Annotated in this window: 11 protein-coding genes; 2 read left to right on the top strand and 9 right to left on the bottom strand. The window is 21.8% G+C overall.

Annotation, left to right across the window (positions count from 1 at the left end; all coding sequences use genetic code 11):
* The first annotated feature begins 2 nt into the window (after nt 1-2).
* Entirely contained in the window at nt 3-830 is an 828-nt protein-coding gene (gene nadE / locus AB4W51_RS00780; protein ID WP_367676719.1) for an ammonia-dependent NAD(+) synthetase, read from the top strand.
* 101 nt (nt 831-931) lie between these two features.
* Here the strand turns inward: nadE and sirB1 are convergent, their stop codons facing one another.
* Genes sirB1 through prfA form a run of 3 tightly spaced genes read right to left on the bottom strand, consistent with a single transcriptional unit; the run spans nt 932 to nt 3,719 of the window.
* Nucleotides 932-1,741 (bottom strand): invasion regulator SirB1, encoded by an 810-nt coding sequence (gene sirB1 / locus AB4W51_RS00775; protein ID WP_367676718.1) that lies wholly within the window; start codon nt 1,739-1,741, stop codon nt 932-934.
* Nucleotides 1,742-1,791: 50 nt separating this feature from the next.
* Entirely contained in the window at nt 1,792-2,634 is an 843-nt protein-coding gene (gene prmC, locus AB4W51_RS00770; RefSeq protein ID WP_367676717.1) for a peptide chain release factor N(5)-glutamine methyltransferase, read from the bottom strand.
* Entirely contained in the window at nt 2,631-3,719 is a 1,089-nt protein-coding gene (prfA, locus tag AB4W51_RS00765; RefSeq protein WP_367676716.1) for a peptide chain release factor 1, read from the bottom strand. Before prfA ends, prmC begins: the two co-directional genes overlap by 4 nt.
* A gap of 780 nt (nt 3,720-4,499) precedes the next feature.
* Here prfA and AB4W51_RS00760 point away from each other — a divergent pair.
* Entirely contained in the window at nt 4,500-5,447 is a 948-nt protein-coding gene (locus tag AB4W51_RS00760; RefSeq protein ID WP_367676715.1) for a ribose-phosphate pyrophosphokinase, read from the top strand.
* 271 nt (nt 5,448-5,718) lie between these two features.
* On the opposite strand, the gene folC is transcribed toward AB4W51_RS00760, so the two are convergent.
* The 6 genes from folC to nuoK all read right to left on the bottom strand — a co-directional run bounded on the left by folC (nt 5,719) and on the right by nuoK (nt 13,845).
* A complete protein-coding gene (gene folC / locus AB4W51_RS00755; protein WP_367676714.1) occupies nt 5,719-7,017 on the bottom strand; it encodes a bifunctional tetrahydrofolate synthase/dihydrofolate synthase in 1,299 nt (432 codons plus the stop codon).
* Between the two features lie 188 nt (nt 7,018-7,205).
* The gene (locus tag AB4W51_RS00750; protein ID WP_367676713.1) at nt 7,206-8,168 is read right to left on the bottom strand and encodes a TerC/Alx family metal homeostasis membrane protein; all 963 of its coding nucleotides are present in this window, start codon (nt 8,166-8,168) and stop codon (nt 7,206-7,208) included.
* 444 nt (nt 8,169-8,612) lie between these two features.
* Nucleotides 8,613-10,070, bottom strand: coding sequence for an NADH-quinone oxidoreductase subunit N (locus tag AB4W51_RS00745; RefSeq protein ID WP_367676712.1), 1,458 nt, complete (start codon nt 10,068-10,070; stop codon nt 8,613-8,615).
* Between the two features lie 13 nt (nt 10,071-10,083).
* Entirely contained in the window at nt 10,084-11,595 is a 1,512-nt protein-coding gene (gene nuoM, locus AB4W51_RS00740; RefSeq protein WP_367676711.1) for an NADH-quinone oxidoreductase subunit M, read from the bottom strand.
* Between the two features lie 115 nt (nt 11,596-11,710).
* Nucleotides 11,711-13,546, bottom strand: coding sequence for an NADH-quinone oxidoreductase subunit L (gene nuoL, locus AB4W51_RS00735; protein WP_367676710.1), 1,836 nt, complete (start codon nt 13,544-13,546; stop codon nt 11,711-11,713).
* A complete protein-coding gene (gene nuoK / locus AB4W51_RS00730; protein ID WP_367676709.1) occupies nt 13,543-13,845 on the bottom strand; it encodes an NADH-quinone oxidoreductase subunit NuoK in 303 nt (100 codons plus the stop codon). Before nuoK ends, nuoL begins: the two co-directional genes overlap by 4 nt.
* Nucleotides 13,846-13,900 lie beyond the last annotated feature (55 nt).

Genomic DNA, 13,900 nt, shown 5'->3' with positions numbered 1-13,900 from the left:
ACATGAATTTGCAAAAATACATCATAAAATTATTAAATGTAAAACCAGTAATAAATTCAAAAAAAGAAATTCAAAAATGTATTAATTTAATTGAATTGTATTTAAATCAAAACCCAAAAATAAAAACTCTTGTAGTAGGTATTAGTGGTGGTCAAGATTCCACATTAACAGGAAAATTATGTCAAATGGCTATACAAAAAATCAGAACTAAAAAAAATGATTTATCATATAATTTAATTGCTGTACGTATGCCTTATGGAATACAAAATGATGAAAAAGATTGTCAAGATGCTTTGAAATATATTCAACCCAATTATACATATACAATAAATATTCAAGATACAATATTAATGAGTGAATTATCTTTAAAAAAATCAGGAATTACAATTTCAGATTATGTGCGTGGAAATCAAAAATCAAGAGAAAGAATGAAAATACAATACAGTATTGCTTCTATGTATCAAGGTATAGTTGTAGGGACTGGTCATGCTGCAGAGTATATTACTGGATTTTTTACAAAATTTGGAGATGGAGCTTCAGATATTAATCCAATTGCTAGATTTAATAAAAAACAAGGTAAAAAATTACTACAAACATTAAATTGTCCATCACATTTATATCTTAAAGATCCAAAACCTGATTTAGAAGATGAAAAACCTAATCAAACAGATGAAGAAATCTTAAAAATTACTTACAATGATATTGATGATTATTTAGAAGGAAAAAACATTAATAAAATTAGTAAAAAAAAAATAGAATCATTATACAATCAAACCAAACATAAAAGAATGATGCCAATTACAAAAATAAATCAATTTCTTCTTAAATAATAAATATTTATTTTAATAAAAATTTTCTTTAATAATATTAAAATTTAAATTAGATATATATATTGCATATATACAATATATATGCAATATATATATCTAATTTAATGTAAAGTAATTTTTTTTTGTTCAATGGCATGGATTTGTACTTTTATAATTTCACTAATAGGATCTTCTGGACAATGTTCTACAAAATATATTAAATCAGTTAATGCAATATGATCGCAATCTAATTGAGCATAAATCAAACCTCTGTCACGAATTTCATAAGGATCATTTGGATTAATTATTAATAATACATTAGAGACATTTAATGCTAATTCCATTTTTTTTTCTTCCATTAATGCAGATTTCAATATATCTAATATTTTTTTAAGTACATTAGATACACTAGATTTTTGCAAATCATTCTCACACAATTCTGATGTAGGACTAATATTACCTTTTAACCATACACTTAAAGTATGTTTATCTAAAATATCACCATTAAATGGATTAATTAAACAATTTTTAATATCTAAACAATCAGATCTTAAAAGTAATTGAGTAGGAAAAATCACTGGTTCCAAAGGTAAACTTAATTGTTCTGCAATATGTAATAATATTACTCCTAAAGAAACTGCTGTTCCTTGACGAGTCTTTAATACATGATCAATCCATAATACATCCGAAATTTTATATATTCCACCAGCAGCTCCAAAACACCACTTTTGGTAAAATAATTCTAATAATTTATTTATTTTTTTATCTAATTTAATTTCATTACAAATATAATCTTTAGCTTCTTGAATTCTAGACTCTAATTCTAATGTTACATACTCTACTGGGAAATCTTTTCTAATAGAAGTAAAAACAGCGATGATGGATTCAAATAAAGATTTTTTTATGTAATTAATATTAGATATAGGTATCATATAATTTCCTTTTGAAAATTTTTAAAAAATAAATTTTATTTTAAAATAAATTATTTATTTATTATTTTTTGCCCAATTGTTACACGATCATTTTTACCAAAATCTTTGTATGTTTTGATATTGATAAAATTATTTTGAAAAAATATTTTTTGTACCATTATTTTTTGATTCCAACTATGTTCAATTAATAACCATCCATGATTATATAAATAATTACTAGCATTATTAATAATATATTGAATATCAGCTAAACCATTATAATTAGAAACTAAAGCATTCATTGGTTCATACTTTAAAACAGATTGTATGCAAGAAAATTCATTATAACTAATATATGGTGGATTACTTACAATAATATCAAACATACATGATTTTAAAGAATAAAACCAATCACTTAATATAAAATTAATATTTTTGATATTCAATTTATTAGCATTATATTGTGCAACAGACAATATTTTTTGTTGATAATCTACTCCAACAACATGACAGTCATTTTTATTATATGCAATAGATATAGCAATAGCACCAGACCCAGTGCCTAAATCTAATATTTTTGCTCTCTTTACATCACATAATTTATGTAAACATAATTCCACCAATATCTCAGAATCCGGTCTTGGTATAAAAGTATCTTTTGATACTCTAAAAACAAGTGACCAAAATTCTTTTTCACCTATTAAATAAGCGATCGGTTCACCTAATGAACGTCTTATTAACAATTGATCTAATTGATTGATTTCTTTTAAAGATAATTGATAATCATTAAAACCAATGATCCAACTTTTATTTTTTTTTAATACAAACATTAATAATACTTCTATATCTAATTGACAATTATGAACATTTATTAATTTTTGATAAGCTAATTTTGACCAATTAGAAATATTCATTTTTTATCTACATGAGACAAAGAAGAAAACTGACTAGCTTGATAATCTTGTATAATAGGATCAATTAAAATATCTAATTTACCTTCTAAAATTTCATTTAAAGAATACAATGTTAAATTAATTCTATGATCTGTTACTCGATTTTGAGGAAAATTATAAGTTCTATTACGATCGGATCTATCACCAGTACCTAATAAATTTTTACGAATTAAAGAATTTTTTTCATGACGATTGGCTACTTCTGCAGAATAAATTCTAGATGATAAAACAGATAATGCTTTAGCTTTGTTTTTATGTTGTGAGCGTTCATCTTGACATTCAACTACATATCCAGTTGGTATATGAGTAATTCTGATAGCTGAGTCAGTAGTATTAACATGTTGACCTCCTGCTCCTGAAGAACGAAAAGTATCAATTTTTAAGTCACTTGGATTAATTATTATTTTTTTAGTATCTGGTACAACAGGCATAATAGCTACTGTACAAGTAGAAGTATGAATTCTACCTTGTGATTCAGTCTGTGGAATCCGTTGCACGCGATGTCCTCCTGATTCAAATTTTAATCTTCCACAAACATTTTTCCCTTGAATTTTAGCAATAATTTCTTTATAGCCACCTTTTTCTCCTAAACTAACATTAACAATATCTACATTCCAATGGCAAAATTCAGAATAACGAGCATACATTTTAAACAATTCACCTGCAAAAATTGCTGCTTCATCACCACCGGTTGCTGCACGGATTTCAATAAAACAACTTAATTGATCGTTTGGATCTTGAGGTAATAATAATATTTTTAATTGTTTTTCTAATAACAGTTTTTTATTTTTAGCTATTTCAATTTCTTTTTTAGCTAAAGTAGCTAACTCACAATCTTTTAATAAATCTTGATATGTTTGAATATCATTTATTATTTGTTTCCATTCAATAAAACAATTAGAAATTTCTGATAAATCTAAATACTCACGAGATAATAATTGAAACTGATCTTGATTATTAATAATTGTAGAATTTGCAAGCATAAGTTCTAATTCTTTATATCTATGAATTAAAGTTTCTAACTTTATAACAATAGAACTTTTCATTCTTATATATAACCTATTCCATTGTAATGTGTATGAATTAATATTACTATCATTCATCATTAAATTAAATCTAAATATATATATATTATGTTAATATTAAATCTCAATAACTCAACAATATATAACAGGAGAATATACTAATATCACTAAAATAGTATAATTATATCAATAATATTTTATATTTCAAAAGATTATATAATTTATAATAAATGAATCGATTATTTATAAAATTAATCAAACGTGTGAAAATCTAAATTTTTAATCAAAATTAATTTAAATAATTAAATTGTAATATTACAATTATTATCAAAACAAACTGCAATAAAAATAGAATAAATATAATTTCTATATTATTTTGAAAAAATATTTTTATATCATTAAATAATATTATAAAATAATAATTCAAAAATTAATAAAATATAAAATAATTTTTTGATTAATATTTTTAAAATAAGAATATTAATAATTAATTAAAAAATCCAATATATATATTCATATATATATTAATAATCAAAGATAAAAAAATAAAATACACAATTCATCATATTATATATATCAAAAAAATAAAATTTATTCATCAAGTAATACAATAATCATAGAAAATATATCAAAATTGCATAATATATATCTATAACGCTTAACAATATTAATCACATACAATTGAATTTATTAATATAATTTATTTCTATAAATCTGTTATTGATATATATTTATCATATATAACATACAAAAATAAATTTAATAATAAATATCATTAATGATAACAATTCAAGGTTTTTTATGACAGATATGAAATTATTCTCTGGCAATGCTATACCAGAATTAGCTAAATCTATAGCTGATAGATTATATACTAATTTAGGAAAAGCTTCAGTTGGAAGGTTTAGTGATGGAGAAGTAAGTGTGCAAATCAATGAAAATGTTCGTGGTGGAGATATTTTTATTATTCAATCTACTTGTGCACCAACAAACGATAACTTAATGGAATTAATAGTTATCATCGATGCTTTAAGACGTGCTTCTGCAGGAAGAATTACTGCTGTTATTCCTTATTTTGGATATTCTAGACAAGATAGAAGAGTTCGTTCAGCACGTGTTCCTATTACTGCTAAAGTTGTTGCTGATTTTCTTTCGAGTATTGGTGTAGATAGAATATTAACCGTAGATTTACATGCTGAACAAATTCAGGGTTTTTTTGACGTTCCAGTAGACAATGTTTTTGGTAGCTTAATTTTATTAGAAGATATGTTAAAAATTAATCTAGAAAACCCAATTGTAGTTTCTCCTGACATCGGAGGAGTTATCAGAGCTAGAGCAATTGCAAAATTGTTATATGACACTGACATGGCTATAATTGATAAAAGAAGAACAAATTCTAATATATCAAAAGTCATGCATGTTATTGGAGATGTTGCAGAACGAGATTGTATTCTAGTAGATGATATTATTGATACTGGCGGAACTATTTGCCATGCTGCTGAAGCGTTAAAAAAAAGAGGAGCTAGAAGAGTATTTGCTTACGCAACACATCCTATTTTTTCTGGAAATGCACTAATAAATTTAAAACAATCATGTATTGATGAAGTTGTTGTGTCAGATACTATTCCTTTAACAGCAGAAATAAAAAATTTACCAAATGTAAGAACATTAACATTAGCAGGTATGTTGTCAGAAGCAATCAGAAGAATTAGTAATGAAGAATCTATTTCAGCCATGTTTGAACATTAAAAATATTTTTATATTCATTTATATATAAAAAAATATAAAAATATTTATAATCAATATATTATATATTTTTTAAAATAATATATTAATTTTAAAAATATATAATAATAAAAAACATGTTTTTATATCTAGTCTTGGGATAATATTAATATATCTTAAGACTTGATTCAATATTAATAATTTAATATTCAAAATATTTTATTTTTTATAATATATACAATTCTATACAAAAATTATTAAATCAATATATATATTTTCAAATTTTATTTTACCATTATATTTTTAAATGTTCTGTTTTAAAAAATTGCTCATTTTCTATAAAAAATAATATTTCTGAAACAGTCATAAAAGATCCTAAAACTAAAATAATATCATCTTGACAAGCATTATAAAATGCATCAACAAAAGCATCTGGAATATTTTGAAATAATTTAGCAGAATTTGGTAAATATTTAATTAAATTTTTTCCTAATGCACTTCTTGGATGATCTAAACTAGCACAATACCAAAAATTTACTAATGGCAGCAAAGGAGATAAAAAACCATCGATATCTTTATCTTTTAATATTGCCAATACCGAATGTATAACCTTATTTTTTTTAATCTTTAATAATTTTTGCGATAAATGTATAGCAGCATGAGGATTATGACATACATCCAGTATAACTAATGGATTTTTATAAATTATATGAAATCTTCCAGGCAACCATAAATTTTTTATAACATTTTTAATATTATTTTTTGAAAAATAAAGACCAGAATAACATAATGCCGCTATAGCTGTAACAACATTGGTTAAAGATACTTTAGGAAAAGGTAAATCAGTAAAACAATCATTTTTACTAAAAAAATCCCAACTATTATCATTTACTTTCCATTTCCAATCATGACCAATCTTTTTTAATATCACATTTCTTTCTTTGACAGTATTATAAACACTGTGAGGAATATTTTTATCTCCTATAATAGCTATTTTTTTATTTCTAAATATATCTGATTTTTCAAAACCAATGCTTTCACGATCACATCCTAATAATTGAGCATGATCAATAGCAATATTAGTGATAATTGAAACATCAGCATTGATAATATTTGTTGCGTCCAATCTTCCACCAATACCTACTTCTAATATTAAAACATCTAATCTTTCTTTCTTAAAAAGAAACAAAGCTGACAAAGTAATAAATTCAAAATAAGTTAATGCAATATTATTTTTTTCAAATTCTATTTCAGAAAATGCTAAAATATGTTCTAATGGTGATAAATATTTTCCATTAATTCTAACGCGTTCAATATATTTAATCAAATGTGGAGAAGTATACAATCCTACACGATAACCAGAATATATTAATAATTGTTCTAATACTAAACATGTTGTACCTTTACCATTAGTTCCAGTAACAATAAAAATAAAAGATTCTTGATCTAATAATTGTAATTTATTAGCTACTAATTTAATATTACATAAACTAGTAGTATATATATCTTTACATTGATTTTCTAATTCCAACAACCATAAGGATAATATTTTTTCTTTATCTAAATGAAAATTACGTATTATATTTTGATGCATATTATATTCTTTATTATATAACTAAATAATTAATTTTGATTCATAGAATAAATCTATAAATAGAAACAAGCAAGATATCAATATTATCTAAAAAAAATAACATGATTATAAATTAATCATATATAAAATATTTTTTATTTTTATTATTAAATATATATATAAAATATATAATTTTTTTTTTTGAAAAATTATTTAATATAAAAATATTTTTTAAAAAAAATATTATATATAATAGTTATTATTAATATACAAACAATAATAAATAAAGTTGTTTGTATAGAAATAATTAAAAAATCTAAAATCAAAGTTTTTATTCCAATAAATATTAAAATTGAAGCAAATCCATATTTAAAAGAATGAAATTGATGATGAATTAGAGCCAATAAAAAATAAATCGATCTTAATCCAAATATAGAAAATATATTAGAAGTAATAATAATAAAAGGATCATTAGTAATAGAAAAAATAGCAGTAATACTATCTATCGAAAAAAATATATCACTAATTTCAATCATAATTAAAGCAACAAATAATGGAGTGACATATAAAATATTATTTTTTTTTATAAAAAATTTTTCTTGTTGAATAGAATTAGTAATTCTAAATATTTTATATAAAAATATCATTAATTTGTTTTTTTTTAAAATAAGATTTGTTTTTTCTTTATAAAAAATAATTTTTAAACCACTAAATAACAATAATAAAGAAAAAAAATATAAAACCCAATGATATTTAAATAATAATATCAAACCAAAAAAAGTAATAATTATTCTAAAAAAAATAGCACTAAAAATTCCATACATTAATACTTTATATTGATATATTAATGGTATTGAAAAATATTTAAATATCATAAACCAAATACAAACATTATCAATAGATAAAAATTTTTCAAGAAGATATACAGAGATATAAGTCATAGTCATACTATCTGCTGTTGATTTATCAATCGTTTGAATTAGCACCAGCCAAAGAAAAAAAGCAAATAAAAAAGAAATAAAAATCCAAAAAAATGAAAAAATACAAGCTGATTTCAAATTAAAAAATATTAATTGATATTTTCTTTTTAATAGTATATTGCAAAAAACAACAAAAAAAACAAAAAAAATTAATTCAATACATAACGGAAATGTTAAAAAACTATTCATCATCTAATTATTCTTTTTAGTTATCAAAAATATTTATATGTGCCTTAAAATAATCAATATAAAATCATATTTAAAATATTAACAAAAATATTTTTAATAAAATTAATAAAAAATGAATATACTAATTTAAAATATTAAAATAAATAAAAAATTTTATAATAATTATTTTTATTGTAAGATTTTAAAAAAATTATATAAAAATTTTTCTATATTGTAACATCAAAGTGTCTAAAATAGAAAATCAACATATATTAATTATATTAAAAATATATTTTTATATATAAAAATATAAAAACGTATATCACAATATAATGTATTTAATCCTTAAAACTAAATTGGTTTATTATTAAAATTTTTTTAAATTCATTTTTTAAAAAAAAAATTAAAAAATGAATTTAAAAAATAAAATAATTAAATTTTATATTAATAATATTAATTAATATAAAATTATAAATATATTATACAACGATTAAAAATCTCTATTAATATGTTAGGAAATAATCCAAAAAAAATGTTAATCATTCCTAATAACAAAATTAAAAAATTTGTTAATGTAATTATATTCCATGCTTGTATATTTTTGCTATAATTTATATTATTATTATATAAAATAATAATAATTTTTAAATAATAATATAAACTAATTATAGTTCCTAAAATAATCGAAAAACCCAAAAACCAAAAATGTTCCATGGAAATCGAAGTTAATAAAAACAATTTACTAATAAAACCTAAACTAATTGGAATTCCAGCAAGAGAAAATATAAAAATAGTCATAAAAACTGATAAAAATGGATTTTTACAATAAAAACCTCTGTAGGATACAATCTGATCTATATCAAATTTTTGATTTAGATTGGATATGCTATTTAATACAGCAAATATACCTAAATTACTCACACAATAACCTAATAAATAAATTCCAAGAGTTTCTAGAAAATAAGGATAAAATTGACAAGTTAATAAAGCAATTAATAAATAACCAAAATGTGATATAGAAGAATATGCTAATAATCTTTTTAAATTATTTTGAAACAAAGCCATTATATTTCCAAATAATATTGAAATAAAAGCTATAATTGTACATAAATAATTTAATACAAAAATTTTATTAACAGGTAAATATAAAAAAAAACGAACTAAAGCAATAAAAAATGATATTTTTACTACTGTAGAAAAATAAGTTAATACCAATGCTGTAGCACCTTGGTATACATCTGGTATCCATAAATGGAATGGAAATATCGATAATTTAAAGAAAAAAGAAATTAAAATTATACCAGTACCAAATAATAATAATATAATATGTTGTGATGAACTAATATTAAATGCTTGTTGTAATTCTATAAAACTTAATCCACCAGAACCAATGTACACCAAAGAAATCCCAAATAATAACAAAGCAGAAGTTAAACTAGACAATATCATATATTTTAAAGTAGATTCTAAAAATTGATTATAATGTTTAAAATAACCAATCAAACCTATTAATGGTAATGATACTAATTCAAATCCAATAAATAAACTAGCCATATGAACAGCCATAGTTAATAATACACAACCTAATGTTGATAATAAAATTAATAAATAAAATTCATCTTTACTAGAGTGATAATTTAATAAACTAGAATATGAAAAAATACAAGTACAAAAACTAAAAAACAAAATGATACCAGAATACAATATAGAATAATTATCTATTCTTAATAAAAAATTTATATCTAAGGGTGTATGTTGCGAAACCATAAATAAAGATAAAAAACTTAATAATAATCCTACTAAACTTAAAATAAAATTTAAAAAAAAATTTCTATTCCAAGCAATAGATAACATTATTACTATAACACTAAAAGCTAAAATTAAAACTGGTAATAATGCAGTCAACGATTGAACTATAACCATCATTACATAAAACCTTCTAATGTAAAAAAAAAGAAAAATTATTTTGAATGTTTTTAATTGAAAAATATGATATTTTTAAAATTATTTCTGGATATAATCCAATAAAAATAACCAAAAATACAAAACATAAAATAATTCCTATTTCTCGTGTATATATGAAATTAGTAAAAAATATATTATTACCTTTTCCGTAAAAAATCGTATGAAACATATTTAAAGAATAAATAGAAGCTAAAATTAAAGAAAATGCTAACACACATGATATTAATGGAAAAGATTTAAAAATACCTAATAACATCATTAATTCTGCAATAAAATTTCCTGTTCCAGGTATTCCTACAGTAGCCATTGAAAAAAATAAAAAACTACCAGAAATCCAATTTAATTTAGACCATAGACCACCCATTCGGTAAATATTCATCGTTTTTAATCGTTCATATAACTGTCCTGCTAATATAAATAAAGCTGATGAAGATAATCCATAAGCAATCATATTAATAATTGCTCCCTGATAAGATAATAAGTTCCCTGTATAAATAGCTAATAATACAAAACCCATATTTGAAATAGATGAATATGCCAACAAACGTTTTATATTCTTTTGCCAAAAAGCTAAAAGAGCACCGTAAAATACATTTACAACACCTAAAATTAAAACTAATGGTATAATTTTTACAGAAGCATGAGGGAATAATGGAATACAAAAACGAAGCAAACCATATGAAGAACTTTTTACGACTAAACCTACTAAATCGATAGAACCAGCTGTAGGAGCATGACTATGAGCATCTAATAACCAAGTATGAAAAGGTACTACAGGAAGTTTGACTATAAAAGATAAGAAAAAACCCAGCATTAAATACCATTCTAAATTTAATTCTAAAGACGTATTCAATAAAAAATTATAATCAAAACTCCATGTATGATGAATGTTATAATAGTTTAATGCTAATCCAATAATAGACAATAACATTAACAAACTAGACGCATGCGCGTAAATAAAAAACTTATTAGCAGAATAAACACAACTTTTACCAAAAATGATATCCTTACTACCCCAAATTGCAATCAAAAAATACATAGGAATTAAAATCAACTCCCAAAAACAAAAAAATAAAAATAAATCAATAGATAAAAAAACACCCATTCCTCCACTAATTATACATAATAAATTAAAATAAAAACCTTTTGGAGAATATTTAATTTCCTTCCAAGAACATAAAACAGCTATAAAACCTAAAAAAGCAATAAAAATAACAAATAATAAAGATAAACCATCTAAAGCTAAATGAAAATTAATACCCAAACTAGGTATCCAAGAATGGAGAAATTGCAAATTCCATTGAGAAGATTGATGTATGTTATTATCAATATAATAATATTCAAACCATAATTTTAATGAAATAAACAATGTTATCCCCATTGTAATCAAAGCAATCCAACGAGGATAAATAGTTTTTAAATAACCAGATTGCCATGATAAAAAACCACCTAAAAATGGTATGAAAACTAACAAAAAAAGTAACATTGAGATTATAATCCTGTTGTGAAAATAATAAATTATTATTTAATAAAAAATTACAAAATAATTTTAATTTCAACAACCAACTCTATTGTAAATTTAAAATAATATATTATAAAAATCAAACTAATAAAATTGAAAGTGAAAATAATAATAAACCTATCATAAAAGAAAAAATATACCAACGTAAATAACCATTTTCTAATATTGCAAAAAATTTATTTAAAAAATATGATAATAATGTTATTTTTTCTAAACTAACACCTAAAGGATCACCTAATAATTTTTTCGTAATAAAAATATAATATCTATTAAATATAAAATTGTAAAAATAGTCAAAATAAAAACCACTAAAAAATAATTTATGTAAAAAATTATATATTCTCTTAATTATGAAATTATCAAATAAAAATATATTTTTTACCCAAATATAATAAGATATCAAAAACCCCATGAAAGAACATATTACAGACATAATAGTTACAATTAAAGTTTCAGAACATTCAAAATTTTCTTCTAAAAATACTAAATTTAATTTTTTAAAAACTAATACACCTAATACAGTAGAAAATAATATTAAAATAAATAATGGAAAAGTATGCAACAATCCTGTTTTATTTTGCACTGTTGTTGTACTAGAACCATGAAAAATTAAAAAAATCATACGAAAAGTATAAATTGAAGTTAATAAATTACCAAATAAACCAATTATCAAAAAAAATAAATGATGATTATATAATAATGTAAATAAAATATTTTCTTTAGTATAAAAACTAAAAGTAACAATAGGAAATGCTATTAAAGAAGCTCCTCCTACTAAAAAACAAATATAAATAAATGGAATTTGATTTTTTAATCCTCCCAGTTTTAAAATATTTTTTTCATTATTACAAGATAAAATTAAAGAACCAGCTGACAAAAACAATAAAGATTTAAAAATGGCATGAGAAATTAAATGCATTAAAGCAATATTCCAACTTTTTACTGATAAAGCTAAAAACATATAACTAATTTGATTCATTGTAGAATAAGCTAAAATTTTTTTGATATCTTTTTGTACTAAAGCTGCAAAACTTGAAATAATTAATGTTAATAATCCTATAATTCCAATTATATTGAATATCCAAGGAGTTAATAAAAATACATAATGTATTCTAATAATTAAATATACTCCTGCCGTAATCATCGTTGCAGCATGTATTAATGCAGAAACAGGAGTTGGACCAACCATGGCACTAGACAACCAAGTTTGAAATGGTAGTTGTGCTGATTTTCCAATTGCTCCTAATAATAAAAAAATTGTTATTATAGGTAAAAAAAACGAATATTGAATTAATTGACTATTGATTAAAAAATTTAATGAATGAAAATTAACAGTTCCAAAATGAGTATATAAAATTAATATTGCTATTAATAAAAAAACATCACCGAGACGAGTCATTAAAAATGCTTTTGTTGCTGCATAATAATTTTTTTGATTATTATAATAAAAACCAATTAGACAATAGGAACATACTCCTACACCTTCCCATCCTAAAAACATGAATAATAAATTATCTGCTAAAACTAATATAAACATACTAGCCATAAATAAATTCATGTAAGCAAAAAAACGAGTTATATCAATTTTAAACTGAATATACCAAAATGAAAATATATGTATCAATAAACCAACACTACTAACCATAGCTAACATTGTTAAAGAAACTGAATCTATTAAAAAATTAAAATGAATCTTAATATTCTCAGCATGAATCCAATAATATATTTTTTGAATATAAAATTGAAAATGATTCATATAAAAATCTATAGAAATATATAAAATTATTAAACTAGATAATAAAATTGATCCAATACTTATTACACCTATCAAAAATTGTGATAATTGTTTTTTAAAAAATATTAAAATAAAAAAACTTAACAAAGGGGAAAAAATGATCAGAGAAATAATATTCATCCGCGCATCTCACTTAAAATATCAATATTTAACGTCTGATAACGACGATATAATCTTAATAATAAAGCTAACCCTATACTACCTTCTGATGCTGCTAACATAATAACAAAAATATATATCACTTGACCATCAATCTGTCCTAAATAACTACTGGCTATTATAATTAATAACGATGCTGCATTAAACATAATTTCTAAACCAATCAATATAAAAAATAAATTTCTACGAATTACAAGAGATAAAAAACCTAAAAAAAATAAAAAAAAAGACAAACATAAACAATGAGTTAATGGAATCATATAGAATACCTATTCTCTCTTAAAAAATTTATTAAGAATCAATGAAATATTAAAA

The organism is Buchnera aphidicola (Eriosoma grossulariae), assembly GCF_964059045.1.
Lineage (GTDB): Bacteria > Pseudomonadota > Gammaproteobacteria > Enterobacterales > Enterobacteriaceae > Buchnera_D > Buchnera_D aphidicola_A.
Note: the sequence above shows the minus strand (reverse complement) of the source record. Positions and strands in the feature narration are given on the sequence as shown.